Here is a 21765-nt window from a genome sequence, read left to right on the forward strand (position 1 = left end):
GCAGTAAACCCTTCAGGAGAAGATCATGAACAAGTACAAGACCCTGGCCGCGCTGGTTGCCACCGCGCTGCTCGCTACCGTGGGCGCCGCCTCGGCGCAGACCGTTACCGGCGGCGGTGCCTCGCTGCCGGCCGACCTCTACAAGGGTTCGGCCGACAGCATCCTGCCGGCGAACTTCACCTACGCCGTGACCGGTTCGGGCACCGGCAAGAAGGCGTTCCTGGAAAACAACTCGGCGCTGTTCTCGACCACCGGCACCGTGCATTTCGCCGGCAGCGATTCGGTGCTGAGCAGCACCGAGCTGAGCACCTACACCACCAACTTCAACCAGCCGACCAATGCCAACCGCTACGGCGCCCTGATCCAGGTGCCGTCGGTGGCCACCTCGGTCACCATCCCGTTCAACAAGCCGGGTTCGGCCGTCAACCTGAGCGTGGCACAGATCTGCGGCGTGTTCTCGGGTGCGATCAGCGACTGGTCGACCATCGACGCCAACCGCAGCGGTCCGATCCGTGTGGTCTACCGCACCGAGAGCAGTGGCACCAGCGAAATGTTCACCCGCTTCCTGGCTGCCGCCTGCGCGGCCGAGCCGGCTGCGACCTCGAACTTGGTCGGCGGCACGTTCGCCGTGAAGTCGACCTTCGCCGACCTGTACAAGCGCGATGCCAACAACAATCTGCCGGCCTTCCTGGTTGCCGCGCCGGCCACGGGCGGCACCTCGCTGTACAACGCTGTCTATGCGGCGGATGGCCGCATCGGCTACGTCGGCCCGGACGTGATCCCGAGCCTGACCGATGCGACCAAGGTTGCCAAGGTCAAGGGCTTCTCGCCTGACCAGGTGAGCGTGCAGGCCACCCTGGATACCGTCGCTCCGCCGACCGGCACCGCCGCCGAGAACCCCGCCAACTGGGTGCCGGTGTTCGGCAACCCGTCGGCCGGCTATCCGATTGCCGGCTACACCAACCTGGTGATCGGCCAGTGCTACAAGGATTCGGCGGTTGCCACCAGCCTGCGCGGCTTCCTGGCCCGTCACTATCCGGCGACCTACCCGACGGCCTACGAGGCGTCGATCACCGGCCATGGTTTCATCCCGCTAACCAAGGCCTGGCGTGATGCGATCCGCAACCGCTTCGTGCTGGCCAGCAGCGCGGCCGGCCTGAACAATCCGAGCACCTGCTCGGGCATCGGCCGTCCGCTGTAATCCGCAGCACCGCGTGAACCCTGCTTGACCCGGCGCCGGCCCCTATGGCCGGCGTCGCCATTTCCGCCGTGCGGCGTGCAACGTCATGGTCCGCTGCACGCTGTCGGCTTCATGTCACGCGAACCGTCTATCAGTAGCAGGGCATGCGTTGCGCGTGTCTCCGATCACCGCCGCCAGTGCGGTCCAGTGCGCGGTCACTCGCATCAGGCGAATGCACGACGTCGGACGCCTCCAGCTGCGGTTGGCGGTCCGGCAACACGGGGCTGCGCTGCAGAGCTCGCGTAGGCACGAATGAGGATGGACGTGTCCTCATGCAGCGGGCTGGGAGATGACAGTAGGCGTGCAGTAACGGTACCTCCCTTGGCGTTTCCCTTCGCAGTAAACCCTTCAGGAGAAGATCATGAGCAAGTACAAGACCCTGGCCGCGCTGGTTGCTACCGTGCTGCTCGCTACCGTGGGCGCCGCCTCGGCGCAGACCGTTACCGGCGGCGGTGCCTCGCTGCCGGCCGACCTCTACAAGGGTTCGGCCGACAGCATCCTGCCGGCGAACTTCAGCTACGCCGTGACCGGATCGGGTACCGGCAAGAAGGCGTTTCTGGAAAACAACTCGGCGCTGTTCTCGACCACCGGCACCGTCCATTTCGCTGGCAGCGATTCGGTGCTGAGCAGCGCCGAGCTGAGTACCTACACCACCAACTTCAACCAGCCGACCAACGCCAACCGCTACGGCGCGCTGATCCAGGTGCCGTCGGTGGCCACCTCGGTCACCATCCCGTTCAACAAGGCCGGTTCGGCGGTGGACCTGAGCGTGGCGCAGATCTGCGGCGTGTTCTCGGGTGCGATCAGCGACTGGTCGACCATCGACACCAACCGCAGCGGCCCGATCCAGGTCGTGTACCGTCCGGAAAGCAGCGGAACCAGCGAGATTCTCACCCGATTCCTTGCCACTAACTGCGCCCGTGAGCGGGCTGAGACCTCGAACCTGGCGGGCGGCAAGTTCGCCATCAAGTCGACCTTCGCCGACCTCTACAAGCGCGATGCCAACGGCAGCCTGCCGGGGTTCCTGGTGGCCGCTCCGGCCACCGGGGACACCTCGCTGTACAACGCTGTCTACGCGTTTGAAGGCCGTATCGGCTACGCCGGGCCGGACGTGATCCCGAGCCTGACCGATGCGACCAAGGTCGCAAAGGTCAGAGGCTTCTCGCCGGATCGGGCGCAATGGGAATTCATCCTGACTGTTTTCGATCCTCCGTCCGGCATCGCTGCTCAGGATCCTGCCAACTGGGCTCCCTACATGGGCAATCCTTCAGTCATCTACCCCATCATCGGCTACACCTACCTGTTGATTGGTCAGTGCTACAAGGATCAGACGGTTGCCAACAAGCTGAGAGGTTTCCTGGCTCGCCACTATTCGGCGACCTACCCGGCCGCCTACGAGGCATCGATCACCGGCCATGGCTTTGCCCCGTTGCCCAAGAAGTGGCGCGATGCGATCCGCAACCGTTTCGTGTTGGCCAGCAGCACTGCCGGCCTGAACAATCCCAGCACCTGCGCCGGCATCGGTCGTCCGCTGTAATCCGCAGCACTGCTTGAATCCTGCTTGACCCGACGCCGGCCCTGGGCCGGCGTCGCCATTTCCGCGACGGTGCCGCCGCCGCAGTGTTTCGCTGTCGGCTTCGTGTCACGTGAACCGTCTATCAGTGGCAGGGCATGCGTTGCGCGTGCCTCCCCGATCGTCGCCGCAGCCGCGGCCCACCAGGTTGATGAGGTTCCGATGTCGCACCCGCTCCCGTCCGCTGTTCATCCGGCCGCGCCGATGCGCCGCAATCATCCGATGGCGTGGGCCATCGCGGTCGCCCTGGGCAGCGTGGTGGCCCCGGCCAGCCAGGCGCAGCAGGCGTTCAGCCCGGGCTGGTTCGCCGAGCGGGGCGCGGCCCAGGGCAGCGCGGCACAGAGTGGCCGGATGCCCAACGGTGTGCCGATCCAGTTCCAGTTGCCGGCCCAGCAGCAGGATGCAGCACGGCAGAAGCTGCAGCAGTCGATCGACAACCTCGGTACAGCGGCGCAGGCGATTGCCCTGCAGCAGCGCTTGCAGGAACAGGCGCGGCAGGCGCGCCGCGAGGCTGGCTTCATCGTTGCCGATGGCCTCGGCAAGGATGGCCTGAGCGTCGACCAGAACCCGCTGACCCGCGGCTGGCTCAATGCGCGCGACGCAATCCAGTCGCAGGGCAGCGACGGGCGGGTGCAGGTCACGGTCGAGCAGACCGCGGACAAGGCGATCCTGAACTGGGAGACCTTCAACATCGGCGGCAACACCACGCTGAACTTCCTGCAGAATCCTGACTGGGCAGTACTGAACCGCGTCAACGATCCGCAGGCGCGGCCCAGCCAGATCCTGGGCCAGCTGAAGGCCAATGGCACGGTGTTCGTGGCCAACCGCAACGGGGTGGTGTTCGGCAACAACAGTCAGGTCAATGTACGCAATCTGCTGGCGGCTGCAGCACGGATCAGCGATGCGCAGTTCCGCGACAATGGCCTGTACAGCCCCGACGCCAGCAGCAGCGCGCTCAGCGATGCATTTGGCAAGGTGATGGTGGAGCAGGGCGCCCGCATCGCGACCCATGAGCCGACCAGTGCGACGCGCGGCGGTGGCTACGTGCTGCTGGCTGGGCACAGCGTGGAGAATGCTGGTCATATCGAGGCGCGCAAGGGCCAGGCGCAGCTTGCTGCCGGTGACAGTTTCGTGATCCGGCGTGGCGTGGGTACGGCGACCAACACCAGCTCCACCACCCGGGGCAATGAAATCGCGCCGCGCTTCATCGCTGGCAGCACGGCTGGCAGCGTGCGCAACACCGGCCTGATACGCGCGCTCGAGGGTGACGTGACTCTGGCCGGGCGCAGTGTGGAGCAGGCCGGTGTGGCCGTGGCCAGCACCACGCTGGCACAGCGCGGCACCGTGCATCTTCTGGCCTCGGCCAGTGATACCGGCAGCAGCGTCACGCTTGCCGATGGAGCCACCACGGCGGTGCTGATCGAGGACGATGGCAAGGCCACGGTCCTGGATACGCAGCGTGACAGCCTCATCAAGGAGTCGGCAGAGCAGGACGCGATCCGCGCTGGCACTCGCTCGGCAACCTTCGACAATCTGTCCCAGCACAATGATCGCCGCGACCAGTCGCGGGTGGAGATCGTCTCGGGTGGCAACATCCGTTTCAGCGCGGATTCGCTGACGGTTGCCACGGGCGGCCAGATCATCGCCGATGCGGCGGCTCGCAGCTACGTAGACGACGCCGCGCGCGTGGACGTGTCCGGCGCAGTGGGCGTACAGGTGTCGATGGAGAGCAACAATGTCCAGGTCAAGGTGCAGGGCAACGAACTGCGCGATGCCCTGGACAACCGCGACAGCGGCAAGCTGACCAGCAGCGAAGTCTGGGTCGACCGCCGCAGGCTCGTCCACGTTCCGGCCGGTACCGGGGGCTACGAGGGTGAGCGTTGGTACGCTGCAGGCGGCCTGCTGGAAGTGGGTGGCTATCTCGACAACCAGGGGCACTCGATCGGCGAATGGGCCGCGCAGGGAGGCACCGTCCTGCTGGGCGGCAGGGAAGTGATCACGCACGGCGGTTCACGCATCAACCTTGCCGGTGGCAGCTTGGATGTGCAGAGCGGCGCGATCCGGCAGAGTTGGGTGCGCGGCGTCGATGGCCAGGTCTACCGCCTTGACGACGCGCCGGGCGAGATGCTGTTCGATGGCCTGTACAGCGGCCATGAAGTAAAGCAGGAGCGCTGGGGCATCACCGAGACCTTCCGTGATCCGATTGTATTCGCGGCGCAGCGTGTCGATAACGGATACACGGTCGGCCGCGATGCAGGACGCCTGATCATCTCCGCACCGACCGCGGTGCTGGATGGGCAGGTTGAGACTGCCACCTTCCAGGGCGCGCAGCAGAACCGCAGGCCGGATACCGCGTTGGACGGTTATGCGCAGGCGCAGACGGCGGTCGCGCGCAATGCGCAGCTGTACCTGGGGCGCTACGACGGCCAGGGCCGCAGTGGTGTGTTCGGCTCGGATGTGCGCCTGGATGACAAGGCGCCGACGAAGGCGGCATGGTCACTGCTGGCGCCGGTCAACGAGGAGCGGCGTGACACGGTGTGGCTGGATATCGCAGCGCTGAGTGCCCAGCAGTGGGGACGGATCGACCTGGCGACCGCCGATCGCATCCGCATCGACGGCAACCTCCGGCTTCAGGCAGGTGGACAGCTCAACCTGACCGGCAGCGAGGTGGAACTGGCAGGCGACATCGGCATTGCCGGCGGCCAGCTGTCGGCGGGCAACCTGCTGGATGTCCAGGGCCGGCCGACGGCGCTGCTGCACGATGGCCGCGCCCGCACCGCCATTGCCGACGGCACGCGGATCGATCTCTCCGGTGAATGGAGCAATGCAGCGCTGGGGGTGCCACTGGATGCGGGTGGTGCCTGGACGGATGGCGGCCGTCTGAGCCTGAGCAACAGCCATGACGTGAGGGTGGGTGCCGGGGCGACGGTCGACGTCGAGGCCGGCGCCGCGCTGGACCTGCGCGGCAAAGGTCGTATCGGCGCAGGGGGCAGCATCAGCCTGCAGGCGAACAGCAGCACGGTTGCAACGGACGGCAGCGGCCGGGTGCAGCTGGGCGAGGGCAGCCGGTTCAGCGGCCGTGGCCAGGGCAGCGGCACGTTCTCGCTGGGCACCGGTGGCCGGGTGCGGGTGGGCGATGCGGATCCGGCGGACCCAGCAGCGCTGCAGGTGGATGCCGGCCTGTTCGGCAGTGGCTTTGCCCAGTACGACATCAATGGCCATCAAGGGCTGGAGGTTGCCGATGGCACGCAGCTGGCAGCGCGCATGCCGGGCCTTCGGATGACCGCAGACGCGCGCGTCGCGACGGACCGGAAGGAGGCACTGGAGAGCTGGCTGGCACCGCTCTACAGTGCCGATCCGATGAGCGGGCTGGTCCGCCAGCGCAGCGGTGCCAGCGTGAGCCTGCGCTCGGATCGCAACAGCGTCGGCGGCGACCTGCGGGTGGGCAAGGCCGCACTGATCGAGGTCGACCCGGGGCAGGCGATCTCCCTGCTCGGCGCCGGCAACATCGATGTGGAAGGCACGCTGCGTGCGCAGGGAGGACGCATCAGCATCGACGATGTGCGCCTGCCGACCACGCTCTATGCCGGGCAGCGGAGCGAGCGGACCTGGCGGTTCGCCGACGGTGCGCTGCTGGATGCCAGTGCGGATGCGGTGTCACTGGCCGACGCCGGTGGCCGCCTGCAGGGACAGGTGCGGGCGGGGGGGCGCATCGAGATCGGCGGCGCGCTCGACTGGGAGAGCTCCGCGTCGGTGGACAACCGTCCGCCTGAAGCCTTCGTCGTGCTCGAGCGTGGCGCGCAGCTGCGGGCAGCGGGCGCCTCGGCGCCGTTGGATGTCGACGGGAAGGGGCGCACCCGGGTGGACAGCGACGGCGGGCAGATCGTGCTGCGTTCGGCCAACGCTCTGTATCTGGACGGCTCAATGGATGCCTCTGCCGGCGGCAGTGGCGCGCACGGCGGCACCTTGGGCGTGGCCTTTGGTGGCAGCGTTCATGCGCGCGGCGCGAGCGAGGAGGTGCTGCGCGCGCGCGGCATTACGCTCAGCCAGCGCAGCCCGGCCGACGCGGTGCTGCCGGACCGGCTGGAGTATGGGCACGCGGCGCTGTCGGTGGAGCAGATCCAGGCCGGTGGCTTCGACACCCTGTCCGTATTCGGTGACGTCCGCGCGGAGGGCGATGTCGACCTGCGCATGGGCCAGAGCCTGCGCATGTACGGACAGGGGCAGTCAAGCCTCGGCATGGCCTTGGCAGCACCGCAGTCCAGCGGCATTTCGCTGAGTGCTCCGCACCTGCTGCTGGCACAGTCGCACTGGCAGTCGCTGCCGGGTGAGAACCTGGTGGTCACCGATACCGTGGCGTCGGCTGCGGAAGGCGACCACGTGCTGTCGGCGAGGGCTGATCTGATCGACATCCGTGATGTCACCTGGCTGCCCGGCTTCAACCAGGTCGTGCTCGACAGCCGCAGCGACGTGCGGCTGCTCAACGCGGTGTCCAACGGCGGATCGATCAGTGCGTTGATGGCGAGCGGGTCGATGGACGTGAGTGCCGCCCGGCTGTACCCCACCTCCGGTGCGACGGGCTATCTGGTCGCGGGTGCGTCTGCGGCGACCGTGGCGACGCCCGGATACTGGTCAGATCCGGATGCGGTGCTGCGCATCCGGGGTACGGGTACGGCGGCGACCACTCCGCCCGAGTCAGCGCTGGGCGCGTTGCAGCTGGTGGCAGCCACCGTGCAGCAGGGCGGCAACGTGCAGGCGCCGATGGGGGCGCTGCAGCTGGGCGGCCTGGTCCTGGGCGGCACACGTGCCAGCCGGGTGGAGCTGCTGCCGGGCAGCATCACCTCCACCAGTGGCGCAGGTCTGGCGCTGCCCTACGGCGGTACCGTGGACGGTGTGTCGTGGAGAAGGGGCAGCAGCAGCCTGGAGTCACTGACGCCGGCCGGCATTGCGTCCAATGGCGTGACCCTTACCGCCAACGACGTGGATGTGCATGCCGGTGCGCTGCTGGACGTGTCAGGTGGCGGCGAACTGACCGGCGCGGCATTCGTCTCAGGCCGCGGTGGCTCCGTCGACGTGCTGCGCACCGCGTTGGCCGATGCCAACCCGCGCTATGCGTTCAGTGCCTCCGGCAACCCGGTGTACGCGATCGTGCCGGGACGTGCCGGCAGCTTCGCACCCAGCAGTGATGATGGTTTCGCTGCTCCAGCGGTGGGCCAGCAGATCACCGTACCCGCCGGCGTTCCCGGCCTGCCTGCGGGCACCTACACATTGCTGCCGGCGAGCTTCGCGCTGCAGCCGGGTGCATTCCGCGTCGAGCTGGGCGCGACGGGGACCTCCGGCGTGCCACAGCCGATCCAGACCGGCACCGGTACCTGGCGCGTGTCCGGCCGGCAGGGATCGGCACTGGGCGGGGTGGCGTCGCCGCTGCTCACCGACATCCTGCTGACGCCGGCGGCGGTGGTACGCCGGCATTCCGGCTACAACGAAACCAGCTACAACAGCTTCGTGCAGGCCACCGCCGACCGTCGTGGCGAGGCGCGCGGCTGGCAGACCATCGATGCGCTGGGCCTGACCCTGGCACTGGGTGAAGGCGCTGGTCGCGAGGGAATCGCGGCCATCGACTTCGCCGGCACGGCGCGTTTCTCCGCGGCCAATGAAAAAGGGCGCGGCGGTACCCTGGTCGCCACGCTCGCCAGCCCGGCCGTGGGTTCGCTGGAGGTCGCTGCTGCCGGCAGTCCGTCGCAGGCGCACGATCGCGGCGCGACCTTCACCGACGACGCACTCAATGCGCTGCGGCCGGAACGCATGGTGATCGGCGGACAGTTCAACGAGTCGGCTTCGCTGGTGGCGGTGTCCGGCTCGGTGCGCGATGTGGCGATCCGCTCCGGTGCGACCCTGCAGGCGCCGGAGATACTGGTGGCTGCGGCGTCCGGTGGCAGCGGCATCCTGGTCGAAGCCGGGGCGACACTCGACACCTTGTCTTTCGCACGCGACAGCGCGTCCGCGCCGACCGTGCCCTATCAGGTCAATGGCGGCCTGCTGGCCGTCTCGAACCAGCGCCTGAACCTGATCACCGGTACGACCGGTGTGGCGGCCGGGCCGGTCGCGATCGACATCGGCGGCTGCCAGACCGACTGCGAAGGCGAGGCACGGCTGGTGTCCGATGGCAGCATCGGGGTGGCCACCGATGGTGTGCTGCAGATGCGCGATTCCGCCCGTTATGGCACGCGCCAGCTTGGCGTGAGCATGGCGGCGCTCAACCTCGGCAGCGCCGAGGCGATCGCGCAGGCGGCGGCCGCAGGGGCGTTGCCAAATGGCATGACCATGAACCAGTCCGTGCTGCAGCAGCTGCTGCGCGGCAATGATGCCACCGGCGCACCGGCGCTGGATACGCTGAGCCTGGTCGCACGGGATTCGGTCAACGTCTTCGGCAGCGTCGACCTGGATGCGCGCGACAGTGCCACCGGCCGCGGTGGCCTGCAGACGCTGGTACTGGGCGCGCAGGCCATCCATGGCTATGGTGCGGCGAGCGACCGTGCGCGCATCCTGGTGGACACACTGGTCTGGGACGGTTCGCTGGCGGCGACGCAGGCGCCGGGCAGCGATGCGTCGGTGCCGCCGGCCGATCCGATGGTGGACCGGCTCGGCGCGGGGCAGCTGGACATCGTCACCCGCAACCTGCAGCTGGCGCGCGCCCCGTTCAGCCGTCCCAGCTCCGAGGTGCCTGCCAACCGTCAGGTACTCGGCTTCAGCGCCCTCAACCTCAGCGCGTCCGGGCAGCTGCTGTTTTCCGCGCTGGGCACGCTGGACGTGTACCAGCAGCGCGGCGACTATCTCGCGGACAAGGGCTGGCAGTACAGCGGTGGCAGCATCGGCATCGACACGCCGCTGCTGACGGCCGATCCCGGTGCGCAGCTGCGGGTGCGGACCGGCGGCGACTTCCGTCTGCAGGGCGGCCGCGGCACGACCGGCGGCGACGCGCTGGGCAGCGAACTGAGCATCGATGCGCAGCGGATCGCGCTGGACAGCTCGATCGCACTGGCCTCTGGCCGGCTGTCAGCGAGCGCGCGCGAAGGCATCGCGCTCGGCAGCCAGGCGGCGCTGGACCTGGCGGGGCGCAGGGTCACGCTGTACGACGTGGACAGGTACAGCTGGGGCGGCGACGTGCTCCTTTCCAGCGATACGGGGGACGTCAGCACTGATGCCGCCTCGCGCATCGATCTCTCGGCGCGCAACAACCGCGGCGGACGGCTGACGGTGAACGCGCTGGCCGGGCGGGTCGATCTGGCCGGCGGCATCGAGGGGGCTGCCAGTGGACGTTACGACGCAGGTGGCACCGTGGTGCCTTACGGCGGCGCAGACCTCGTGGTTCGCGCCGGCACGTTGCAGGACTTCGCAGGCTTGAACCAGCGCCTGAACGCAGGAGGTGTCACCGGCGGGCGCACGTTCCGGATCGGCGAGGGTGATCTGCTGATCGGTGACGAGGTGAAGGCGCGTAGGGTCGACATCAGCCTCGACGCAGGCAGCCTGCGCGTAGCGGGGCGCATCGACGCCAGCGGCGAACAGGTCGGTGCGATCCGCCTGTACGCACGTGACGGTCTGCAGGTGGAGGGCACGCTGGATACGCATGGCACCGGCCTGCGCGTGGACAGCCAGGGCAAGATCATCGACAGCCCGAACCGGGCTACGATCGAACTGGGCAGCGCCGCCGGCGGGATCGACATCGGCGCCGGCGCCCACATGGACCTGCGCGCGGGCACGGCTGTGGCGGCGGGCGGCGGCCGCGGGCAGAACGACGGCGTGGCCCGCGGCACCCTGAAGATCGATGCGCCACGCATCGGCAGCAACGATGCGGCGATAACGGTCGCCAGCGGACTGCGCGTCGAAGGTGCGGCCGATATCCAGGTCAATGCGGTGCGACGCTATGAGGACGCCCCCTTGGCGGACAGTGTCGACATCAACGGCAACCGCGCGCAGCGCGTCACTCAGCAATGGCTGGACCAGATCGTCGATCCGGACAACCGCACGTGGATGGACGGCGCGCTGGCCAATGCGGACCTCCGACAACGCACGGCTGCGCTGGGCGCGCACCGCCTGCGCCCGGGCGTGCAGATCCTCGCCCGCCGCAGCGAGGCCAATCCCGGAGGTGACCTGACCGTATCCGGTGACATCGACCTGTCCGGCTACCGCTATGGGCCCGATGCCGATCGCAGTGATCCGGCGCGGCGCGGCTTCGGCGAGTCGGCGTCGCTGGTGCTGCGCGCGGAGGGCAACATCAACGTGCACGGCAGCATCAATGATGGTTTCGCACCGCCGCCGTCCACGCCGGACGAGGGCGGTTGGCAGTTGTATGAGGCTCGCAATGGCAGCGCCGGGCACACCCCCTTCGGTGGCGACCTGGTGGTGCCGGTGGACGGGGTGAAGCTGCAGCCGGGCACCGAGTTCCAGGCCGGCACCCGCCTGAACTATGACGTGCCGGTCGAATCGGTAACGCTTCCGGTCGGTACCGTGCTGCCCGCGCCGATGGTGATCTCGCAGACCCTGCGCCTGCCTGCGGGCACGGTGCTGGGTGCGGCGGTGACCACCCAGTCCGGGCAGACGCTGGCGGCGGGCACCGTGCTGCAGGAGCCGCTGGTGCTGGCGGCCGGCGCGCGGCTGGGCGCCGGCTTCCGCCTGCGCAGCGCGGTCCAGATGGCGGCACAGGAGTGGCCCGCCGGCGCGGTGCTGCCGGTTGCGCTGCGCCTGGCGCGGGAAGTCGAGCTCAAGGTGGGCGCGTACATCCCATCGTTGACCAAGGTGGAGCTGCCCGGCGACACGCCGGTGAATCTGCGGCCGGCCGATGCCAACGGCAACCAGGGGCGCAACTGGGCGCTGGCGCCGATGCTGGCCGAGGGCACCACCTCCTGGGACCTGACCGTGGTTGCCGGTGCCGATTCCGGCGCAGCCGATCCACGCAGCCGGCGCTGGGGCAGCGAAGGCAGCGTGGTGCTGGCCGACACCCACCAGGGCTCGATCGGTACGGTCAAGACCGAAATCATCTGGGTGGGTGATCGTGCGTTGACCGAGCGGGCATCGCTGGACTGGATCGGCGACACCTCCTATGCGGGCCGTCCGATCGCGGAGCTGGCCGACATGTACGGCTTCACCGAAGATGAGTTCTGCGCGATGTCGGCCGACTACTGCGGCCCGGCCCCCCGCCAGGTGGCCGCGCAGGGCTCGCTGGATTACTGGGGTGACGAGTCCTACGTGGGCACCCCTGCGAAGGACTTCGCGGCGATGTTCGGCATGACCGAAGACCAGTTCTGCAGCACCGCACCCAGCTACTGCGCCGGCGGTGGCACGCAGACCGAAGTGACAACTTACGGCAAGCGCGCGGGCACGCCGGCCTGGAGCGTGCTGCGCACCGGCAAGGGGGACCTGGAACTGCTCGCTGCCGGTGATGTCGTGATGAAGTCCGGCTTCGGTGTGTACACGGCGGGCATTCCCACCACGCTGGGCGAGGGCCGCGACGCTGCCTTCAATTCGCCCCGTGCAGCAGCCCCCAGGAACACGGCACTGCTGGGTCCGAACCTGGTGCCGGGCAGCTATGATGCCGCGTTGGCCGGCTACCAGGCCTGGTATCCCGATCATGGCGGCAACCTGCGCGTCGAAGCCGGGCGAGATATCGTCGGTGACGTCTGGACCGGGCGCGCAGAGTCGGGCACCAGCGAGCGCGACTGGGCGCTGTACTCCAGTGCCGCGGTCGGCAATTGGCTGTGGCGGCAGGGAACCGGCAGCACCACCGGTGTGGAGCCGGTGCCGACCAGCTGGTGGGTGAACTTTGGCGCCTACACCAACGTGTCCGCTGCTGCTGGCGCCTCTCCGCGGATGGTCGGCTTCACCGGCTTCGGTACCTTGGGCGGCGGCAACTTGACGCTGGAGGCCGGGCGTGACGCCGGCGTGCGCGATGCGATAGGTGACGCGCTGGACTCGACGATCGCACCGCGCTCGGGTGCGATCATCGCGGCGGTGGGATCGACCGGCCGGGTCAGCGATGGCCAGCTGCACCTGACCGGCGGCGGCGACCTGCAACTGCGTATCGGTGGCGCACTGAATCCGAATCTGCGGGCGACGTTCTCCAGCCTCAATGCCTCCAGGGCGGGACAGAATCTCGACCTCAACGGTACCTTCAGCAATCTGCGTGGCAGCCTGCAGCTGGATGCGGGACGCATCGGTGCAATGGGCGTCACCCTGGAAAGCTACGCGACGCTGGGCCAGCTGCGTGCGGCCGATCTGTTCGCCGCCGACGCCGCTCGCCCGATGGGCGGGCCGGTGCTGGTGCTGGGCGATGCGGTCGCGCAGCTGCAGGCGCGGGGTGACGTCGTGCTCGGCGGCGTCGCCGATGCCGGTCGGGTTCCACTGGCCAACTACAGCGCGGTGGTGCAGGACAACGGCAGCCGCGCTGCGGGCAGCACCTGGTTCTCCCTGTGGACCGACACGACCGCCGTGGACCTGTTCAGTGCCGGTGGCGACCTGGCGCCGGGCCTGGCCGGGCCGGAGAACGTGACCGGCAGCAATCTGTGGCCCGAGCAGGTTGCGCTGGCACCGGGCAGCCGGGAGGAGCTGCTGAACTACTGGCTCTATCCTTCGCGCTTCAGCGCCGTTGCTGCGCGGGGCGACGTCAAGCTGGACCGGATCAGCACCACGCCGGGGACGCAGGATGTGATCCTGCTGGCACCCTCGGCGACAGGACGGCTGGACGTCCTGGCCGGTGGCGGCATCTTCGCCCAGCGTGGCGCGACCCAGATCGCGCGCTCCGCCAGCGACGCGCGCCTGCCGGGAGCCTTCGACCCTGCATTCATGGCCGAGCAGGGGGATTCCAGCGGCAATGTGACCCGCTCGCGTCACAACCTGTCGGTGGACGGCAACATTGCATCGCCGCAGGCATCGCTTCCGCTGTTCGCCTTCGGCCCCAGTACACCGCTGTCCACGGTCTCTGCGGCACTGGCACCGAGCCGCTTCTACGCGGTGCAGGGCGACATCATCGGTCTGGCCACCGGCGCCCAACGCACGCTGACTCCCAACGGGGGGCAGCGCACGCAGCTGAACTGGTTCGAGGCCGCCGGCGCCGTGCAACTGCGGGCAGGCCGGGACATCCTCGGGGTGTCGATGACCGCGTTGAACACCGCGCCCACCGACATCACGGTGGTGGCGGCGGGCCGCGACATCGTGCATCTGAACGCGACCATCGCCGGCCCCGGCAACACCGAGATCAGTGCCGGTCGCCAGCTGCGCCAGGAGGATGCGGGCAGCATCGTCAGCCTCGGTGGCATCGTGCAGGGCGATACCCGTCCCGGCGCCAGCATCGCGCTGACGGCCGGCAACCAGCAGATCGATTTCGCGGCCCTGCGTGCCCGCTATCTGGATCCTGCGAATCTGGCCGATCCCGCGCAATCGCTGGCATCGCAGTCGGGCAGGGCAGTCAAGGTCTACGACCAGGAACTGAAGCAGTGGCTGCAGCAACGCTTCGGCATGGCCGCCGATGGCGACGCGGCGCTGGCTGCGTTCGATGCGTTGCCGCAGGAACAGCAGCGCATCTTCCTGCGCCAGGTCTACTACGCCGAACTGCGTGAAGGTGGCCGCGAGTACACCGATGCCGAAGGTCCGCGTTTCGGTTCGTACCTCCGTGGCCGCGAGGCCATCGCCACGCTGATGCCGGACAAGGATGCGACGGGGGCGACGATCCAGCGCACCGGCGACATCCTGATGTACGGAGGCTCCGGCGTGCGTACCGAAGCCGGCGGCAACATCGAGCTGATGGCGCCGGGCGGACAGATCGTGGTGGGTGTGCAGGGTGTGGTGCCGCCGGCCAGTGCCGGGCTGGTGACGCAGGGGCAGGGTGACATCCGTCTGTTCAGCCAGGACAGCGTTCTGCTGGGGCTGTCTCGGGTGATGACAACGTTCGGCGGAGACATTCTGGCCTGGTCGGAGCAGGGTGACATCAATGCCGGTCGTGGTTCGCAGACCACGTTGTTGTACACGCCACCGCGTCGCGTCTATGACGGCTGGGGCAACGTGATCCTGTCGCCGCAGGCCCCGGCCAGTGGTGCAGGTATCGCAACGTTGAACCCCATTGCCGAAGTACGACCGGGCGACGTCGATCTGATCGCGCCGCTGGGCACCATCGATGCGGGCGAAGCGGGCATCCGCGTCTCGGGCAACATCAACCTGGCCGCGCTGCAGGTGCTCAACGCCGCCAACATCCAGGTACAGGGTGAAAGCAAGGGCCTGCCCGTGCTGGCCACGGTGAACGTCAACGCGCTGGCCTCGGCCAGTGCAGCAGCCAACAGCGCCAGCCAAGCGGCACAGGATGTGATGCGCAAGAGCCAGGATGATGCGCGGCGCAACCAGCCATCGGTGATCAGTGTGCAGATCCTCGGTTTCGGCAGCGGCACCAGCAGCATCAACCCGCCGGCGCGTGGCAATACTGCCAACGCTGGCTATGACGCCAACAGTGCCTTCCAGTTCCCGCAGGCAAGTCGCGACGAGGGCACGCAGCGCCGGTAGGCCTCTTGCAAGCGTGCCGACCAACGGTCGGCACCAAGGTAGATCCACGCCTTGCGTGGATGCGATCGGGCCGGAAGAACGGACAGCATCGGGCCAGCCGCCACGGAGCGGTGGCGGCCCCAGCCAGGACGGCACGGAGGGCAGGGAGCGGCCATCAGCGGTGAGGACCACCGACACAACGCCGCCGGGTGCAGGAGAGTGCCCGGCGGCAGGCGGGGGGATCCATGCAATGCGCGGATTCCGGAGCCAACAACAATGCCGACCAACGGTCGGCACCCACCAAGGCACGGTCGGCACCCACCGTAGATCCACGCCGTGCGTGGACGCTTTGCCTGGGAAGAATCCTAAAGCTCTAGCACCCGCCGGTAACTCAACGGCCCACGCCCATCGCGCAGGCCCAGCCGCAGTTCCAGCCCGGTGGCCGGCAGCACTTCGCCTTCGCTCGGCAACGGCGCCCAGCCGGCACCGGGCTGCCATGCCCGCACCTCGAACCGCTGTACCTCGCGCGCCACGGCAATGCCCTTCGACAGATCCGGCGCCGGCAGGGGATACCGATCCGTCGCTGCGCCGCTGGCCCGCCAAAGCGTACTTCCCTGCCGCCACCAGCGCACCCGCTGCCAGCGCAGCCCATCGCTGCCGACACTGCGGGTGATCTCCAGCGCGAAGCTCCCATCCGGATGCCGCTCGCTCACCAGCGAAGGCGGCAGCAGCCGCTGCGGTTGATCGGCCGGCCGCACTGCACCATTCATCAACGCATCGTCTGCGCGCATTTCGATATCACGCTGGAGCTGCTGCAGCACGCGCAGCGCCGTCGTGGTCTCGGCATCCGCCTGGCGCAGGCGCTGGTCGCTGTTGGCCACGCTGTCGAGCGCCCGCCAGCAGATCAGTGCCAGTACGCCCATGATGGTGATCGCAATCATCACCTCGATCAGGGTGAAACCGCGCACGGCGCGCGTCATTGCGCCGCCGTCCATGGCAACTGCATCCGCGCCAGCGACTGCCGGGGAGCATCTTCGGCAACCACACTCAGTTCCAGCTGCGGCTGGCCGTCGCTGCCCGTGCCCAGATGCTGAAGCACCAGGAAGCTGCTGCGCCCCTGCACGCAGCGCTGCCGGTCATACTGCGGTGCCTGTCCGCTCAGGCGCAGTTCCTGCCAGCGATCCTGCGCACACAACAGTGCCAGGCGACGGTCACGCAGCCGTGACTGATCGTCGGTCGCCACTGCCACCGAGCGCATCACCGCCGCCAATGCAATCGATACGATCGCCAATGCGATCAGCACTTCGATCAGGGTGAATCCGCGTGCCGCCTGCTTCATTGCACGACCTGCAACTGTCCGCTGCCATCATCACGAAGACGCAGTTTGCGACCATCCAGCGACAATCCAAGCTCCCAGGCGATACCGATCCACTCCGGGCTCAGCTCAATGGGGTTGGCGGGCTGCACCGCGATACCCGTTGCCTGCCACTTCTGCGGTCGCAGCAGATCATCGTGTTCAACGGTCACCCAACCGCTGCCTTCGCGGCGGCTGAAACGATAGCCGTTGGCGTCGGCCTGCCAACGCAGGGGGCGGCCATCGATGCGCGCCTCATCGCGCGCCACCTGCAGGCGCTGCGCCAACCGCTCGGCTTCCTGTCGCAGCTGCCGGCCCGGGTCGAGCAGGCTGCCCAGGCCCAGCCCGATTCCGGCCGTGCAGATGCCGATGATCACCAGCACCACCATCAGTTCCAGCAGGGTGAAACCACGCGGCACGCGCTGCATCGACGTTGCCTCCTGTCCGGGTCGATACCTGCCAGCGTAGGCCGACATGATGAAACAAAAGCGTCAGCCACAGCTGCTAGCGTAGGCGGACACGAACGTGGTGGCGGTGTGGAACATGGATGGCAGGCGCTGGGATCGCAATCGCATACTGACCCTGCTGGCGGCGACGCTGCTGCTGGCCGTGGTGGCCTATTGGAGTGTCACCCTGTCTGCCGTGGCGCCAGCGGCCGCGGCCAGCGAGGCGAAGGCCGTGGCGCCGGTACGGCCGATGTTCGATGCAGTGGCCAGCCTGCCGCTGGTGCGGCTGCTGTCCCCCGGTGCAGTGCAGACTGAGGTGGTGGTGCTGGGCGTGATGGCCGGTGACCATGCGCCATTGGCCCTGCTCTCGGTGGATGGACGCCCGGCGGAAGCGTATGCGCCCGGCCAACGACTCGGACCCTGCACGGTGCTGGCAAGCATCAGTGCCAGCGCGGTGGAACTGAACCAGGCAGGGCAATCGCGCAGCTTGCCGGTGCCTGAGCTGCCGCCGGTGCCGATCGATGGCATCGTGCCGGTTGCACTGTAGAGCCGAGCCTACGCTCGGCTGCTCCTGGAAGAACAGTCGAGCATGGCTCGACGCTACAGAATCCTGCCGGGCTGGGGCTCTGCACCGCGACTGTGCAGGCTCAGCGCGCCGGGCGCTGCGGTACCACCGAACGACCAAAGGCATCGCCCATGCGCTGTCGTGTGCCTTCCAGGTTGTACTGCATCAGTTGGTTGCCGGGCTGCCGCATCAGGCGTTCGGCCTCCGGCAGCGCCGGTGATTTCGCCGTTTTCGATGCCGGCGCAAGTTTGCGCTGCAGGCAGTCCCAGGCCGGAATGCGCTCGCCATTGACCTGTACTTCGACGCAGGGCGCGGCGCCTTCCTGCTTCTTCGCCTCTCCGGCGAGAACCGGGGCCAACGCCAGCAGCAACGCAAGGGTGAGGGCAGCGCGCAGTTCCACCATCAATGATTCACGCATCTCGAATCTCCCGCAGCAATCGACGTTCTGCAATGAAGACGTGTGGCGAAGGCAGGGCCCGCCTGCGTGCGTTGCGGCGCTGTCAAAAGATGACAGTGCTGTCATAAAACTGTTGGCGGTTTTGACGCGACGTGCACGTCCTGTTGGTAGACCCACGCGCCGCTCCATGGCCATTACCTTCGATACGTCGCGATGCCTTCGATGACTCCTGTTCCGTGCCGAACCGTCCGCCTTCCCTTGCGCCTGCATCCCCTGGTGCTGGCCCTGGCCGCGATGCCGCTGCCGTTGTTCGCGCAGGAGGCAGCGCCTGCGCCCAGCGTGAACATCAATGAATACATCGTACGTGGCAATACCGTGCTCGATCCGCGCCAGATCGAGCGCGCGGTCGAGCCCTTCCTCGGCCCGGGAAAGACCCTGGCCGATGTCGAGAAGGCACGCGATGCAGTCAATGCGCTGTACCAGCAGGCGGGCTACCAGTCGGTCTACGTGGAGCTTCCCGAGCAGCAGGTCAGTGGTGGCGTAGTGCTGCTGAAGGTACAGCAGACACCGATCGGCCAGCTGCGGGTCGTGGGAACGAAGCACGAATCGCCCGAGCGCATCCGCGAACGCGTACCAGCGCTGGCGGAAGGCAAGGTGCCGGACTTCGACCAGGCCCAGAAAGAACTGACCGCGCTGAATGAGGGCGGGCGTCGCCAGGTGATGCCGCTGGTGCGCGAAGGCCAGGTGCCGGGCACGATGGATGTGGACCTGCAGGTCGAAGAAAAGTCGCCGTGGCGTGCCAGCGCGTCACTCAACAACGACCACAGCGCCGACACCGAGAAGCTGCGCCTGAGTGCATCGCTGGCCTACGACAACCTGTGGAAGCGCGGGCACAGCGCCAACATCGGCGTGTATCTGGCACCGGAAGACACCAAACAGGCCAAGGTGTTCTCGGCCTCGTACACGATGCCGTTCGAAGGCACGCCGTGGAGCCTGGAAGCGTCCGGCTACAAATCCGACAGCCGCGTGCTGAACGCGGGTGGGCAGGTGGGTACCGGCACCGGTACCAACGTGATCGGCAACGGTCACTCGATCGGCCTCAAGCTCAACTATCGACTGGCCGGCAGCAGCCAGTGGTGGCGCCAGCTCAGCCTTGGTGTGGATTTCAAGGACACCGAGGAAGATACCCAGATGGGCAAGGACAGCCTGAAGACGCCGCTGAAGTACGCGCCTATCACGCTGGCCTTCGTGGGCGTTCGCCAGGGCGAGCAGGATCAGCTGAGCATCAATACCCAGCTGGTTGCCGGCACCCGCCGCCTGTTCGGCTATGGCAGTGACGCCACCGCCTTCGGCCAGAAGCGCTACTGGGCCGATCCGAGTTTCGTCGCCTTCAAGGCCGACGTGGCCAACACCCACACCTTCGGCAATGACTGGCAATGGTATGCGCGCGGCTCGCTGCAGGTGACCGATGCGCCGCTGGTGTCGGCCGAGCAGTTCGCCGCCGGTGGCATGTACACCGTGCGTGGCTACCTGTCGGCCGAGGCGATCGGCGACTACGGCGGCCTGGCCAGCCTGGAATGGCGCACACCGGCGTGGTCACTGTGGAGCGGCACCGACCTGCGTGTCTACAGCTTTGCCGACGCGGCCTACCTGCGCCTGCGCCAGCCGCTGCCCGAGCAGCGTGACAAGTACAACCTGGCCTCGGTCGGCCTGGGCGCGCAGATGCGCCTCGGCGAGCACCTGCAACTGCGCCTGGACTACGCCTGGCCTTATGCCGATGGCCCGGTCACGCGCAAGGACGACCCGCGCCTGCATTTCAACATCAGCACCAGTTACTGACCCTTCCCTTGAACATGCGTTCTCCGGAGACCCTTCGCATGGACCGTTTGCTTTCCCGAGTGTTGTTGCTGCTGGCCGCGCTGGTTGCGCTGCCGGTCGCTGCGGCCGATGCCAATTGGTGGCAGGCCGAATGGAAATACCGCAAGCCGATCACCGTCGACGCCGGCCCGCAGGGCGCGGGCCTGGCCGGTGACCCGGGTCGCACGCCGCTGCTGCTGCGCCTGCATACCGGCAACTTCGGTTTCGACGGCACCCAGGACGCGGGCAACGACCTGCGCTTCGTCTCGGGTGATGGCCGCACCGTGCTGGCCCACCAGATCGAACAGTTCGATCCCAAGCTGGGCCTGGCCCTGGTCTGGGTGGACGTACCGGCGGTCAGCGCCGCAGCACCGCAGACGATCTGGATGTACTACGGCAACGAGAAGGCCCCGGCCAGCGGCAATGGCCAGCAGGTGTTCGACCCGGACTACACGCTGGTCTACCACTTTGCCGAGGCCAATGCGCCGGCACGCGACACCACCGCCTATGGAAACAACGCCGGGGCCGTGGCACCGCCGTCGGAAGGCTCGGTGATCGGCCGCGGCGTTCAGTTGGGCGCAGCCCCGCTGCCGCTGCCGGCCAGCGCATCGCTTGCGCAGGAGGCGGGCGCGCCGCTCACCGTCTCGGCCTGGATCAAGCCGGGCAGCAACAACGCCGCACAGGCGATCTACGCCCGTCGTGACGGTGCTTCCGAACTGGTGCTGGGCATCGAGAACCGGGTGCCGTTCGTGCAGCTCAATGGCCAGCGCAGCACGCCGGCACAGCCGATTCCGGAAGGGCAGTGGGCGCATGTGGCGCTGACTGCGGAGAAGGGGGCTCTGCAGCTGTACCTCAATGGCCGCGTGGTCGCACAGCTGAGCGGCGAATTGCCGGCGCTGGGCACCGCCCCGGTAGTGGGCGCCGATGCTCCTGGCGCGATGCAGCCGCTGGCCAATTTCGAGGGCGCACTGGATGAGCTGCGTATCTCGCGCGTGGCACGACCGGCGGCACTGCTGCTGGCCGATGCCACCGCACAGGGCGCCGACTCGCGCCTGATCAGCTACGGTGCCGACGAGCAGTCCGCCGGTCAGAGCCACTTCGCCTTCATCCTCAAGGCAATGCCGTTCGACGCCTGGGTGGTGGTGGCGATCCTCGGCCTGATGATGCTGCTGTCGTGGGCGATCATGATCGCCAAGGGGCGCCACTTCGGCCGCACCAGCAAGGCCAACGCGGTGTTCACCGAGAGCTTCGGAAAGTTGTCCGGCGTGCCGCTGCGCACCCTGTCCGACATGGACCGCCAGGGCAAGGCGCCGACCGCGATGCACGACGGTTCGCTGTGGCGGATCTACCAGGTGGCCATCGATGAAATGCAGCAGCGCCACCAGCGCGATGGCAACAGCGGTTACCTCAGTGGCGCCACCATCGCCGCGATCCGCGCCTCGATGGATGCGGTGATGGTGCGCGAGCAGGAAGCGATGGCACGGCGCATGAACTGGCTGTCGACCACCATCGAAGGCGCGCCGTACGTGGGCCTGTTCGGTACCGTGATCGGCATCATGCTGGTGTTCGTGGTGGCGGCGATGGCCGGCGCGGTGGACATCAATTCGGTGGCACCGGGCATGGCCGCGGCGCTGCTGTGTACCGCAGCCGGCCTCGGCGTCGCGATTCCGGCGCTGTTCGGCTACAACTACCTGGGTGCACGTGCCGAGGCGATCGGCGCCGACATGGCGGTGTTCATCGACGAGTTCGCCGCGCGCCTGGCCGAAGAGCAGGACGGGCGCGGCCCGGCCGCGGTCCAGGGCTGAGGG

General features: G+C 68.0%; 10 protein-coding genes. 6 read left to right on the forward strand and 4 right to left on the reverse strand.

All coding sequences use genetic code 11. The features are described from left to right. Positions 1–25: 25 nt before the first annotated feature. The 3 genes from N5D45_RS00080 (at position 26) to N5D45_RS00090 (ending at position 15359) form a co-directional block, all read left to right on the forward strand. Positions 26–1201 carry a substrate-binding domain-containing protein gene (locus N5D45_RS00080; RefSeq protein ID WP_057502761.1) on the forward strand — a complete coding sequence of 392 codons (1176 nt, stop codon included), beginning with the start codon at positions 26–28 and terminating at the stop codon, positions 1199–1201. Between the two features lie 400 nt (positions 1202–1601). After that, positions 1602–2777: a substrate-binding domain-containing protein gene (locus tag N5D45_RS00085; protein WP_057502762.1), complete on the forward strand. Its 1176-nt coding sequence runs from the start codon at positions 1602–1604 to the stop codon at positions 2775–2777. 198 nt (positions 2778–2975) lie between these two features. After that, complete coding sequence (locus N5D45_RS00090; protein WP_279938347.1) at positions 2976–15359, forward strand: filamentous haemagglutinin family protein; 12384 nt, start codon at positions 2976–2978, stop codon at positions 15357–15359. Between the two features lie 344 nt (positions 15360–15703). Here N5D45_RS00090 and N5D45_RS00095 read toward each other — a convergent pair whose 3' ends face one another. Genes N5D45_RS00095 through gspH form a run of 3 tightly spaced genes read right to left on the reverse strand, consistent with a single transcriptional unit; the run spans position 15704 to position 17120 of the window. Then, positions 15704–16318 (reverse strand): prepilin-type N-terminal cleavage/methylation domain-containing protein, encoded by a 615-nt coding sequence (locus tag N5D45_RS00095; RefSeq protein ID WP_057502807.1) that lies wholly within the window; start codon positions 16316–16318, stop codon positions 15704–15706. Further along, positions 16315–16677, reverse strand: a complete 363-nt coding sequence (gspI, locus tag N5D45_RS00100; protein ID WP_057502764.1) for a type II secretion system minor pseudopilin GspI — start codon at positions 16675–16677, stop codon at positions 16315–16317. Before gspI ends, N5D45_RS00095 begins: the two co-directional genes overlap by 4 nt. Further along, entirely contained in the window at positions 16674–17120 is a 447-nt protein-coding gene (gene gspH / locus N5D45_RS00105) for a type II secretion system minor pseudopilin GspH (RefSeq protein ID WP_049409494.1), read from the reverse strand. The genes gspI and gspH overlap by 4 nt, the downstream gene beginning before the upstream one ends. Before the next feature lie 115 nt (positions 17121–17235). Between gspH and N5D45_RS00110 the strand changes: the two genes are divergently transcribed. Beyond that, positions 17236–17685, forward strand: a complete 450-nt coding sequence (locus tag N5D45_RS00110) for a hypothetical protein (protein ID WP_057502765.1) — start codon at positions 17236–17238, stop codon at positions 17683–17685. A 100-nt stretch (positions 17686–17785) separates the two neighbouring features. Here the strand turns inward: N5D45_RS00110 and N5D45_RS00115 are convergent, their stop codons facing one another. Further along, positions 17786–18121 carry a hypothetical protein gene (locus tag N5D45_RS00115; RefSeq protein ID WP_057502766.1) on the reverse strand — a complete coding sequence of 112 codons (336 nt, stop codon included), beginning with the start codon at positions 18119–18121 and terminating at the stop codon, positions 17786–17788. Between the two features lie 201 nt (positions 18122–18322). Between N5D45_RS00115 and N5D45_RS00120 the strand changes: the two genes are divergently transcribed. Both N5D45_RS00120 and N5D45_RS00125 read left to right on the forward strand, forming a co-directional pair. Then, positions 18323–19939 (forward strand): ShlB/FhaC/HecB family hemolysin secretion/activation protein, encoded by a 1617-nt coding sequence (locus tag N5D45_RS00120; protein ID WP_164191083.1) that lies wholly within the window; start codon positions 18323–18325, stop codon positions 19937–19939. A 38-nt stretch (positions 19940–19977) separates the two neighbouring features. Next, positions 19978–21762 carry a MotA/TolQ/ExbB proton channel family protein gene (locus tag N5D45_RS00125; RefSeq protein WP_057502768.1) on the forward strand — a complete coding sequence of 595 codons (1785 nt, stop codon included), beginning with the start codon at positions 19978–19980 and terminating at the stop codon, positions 21760–21762. Positions 21763–21765 lie beyond the last annotated feature (3 nt).

Origin of the sequence: Stenotrophomonas sp. GD03819 (assembly GCF_029841665.1) — a bacterium.
GTDB lineage: Bacteria > Pseudomonadota > Gammaproteobacteria > Xanthomonadales > Xanthomonadaceae > Stenotrophomonas > Stenotrophomonas geniculata.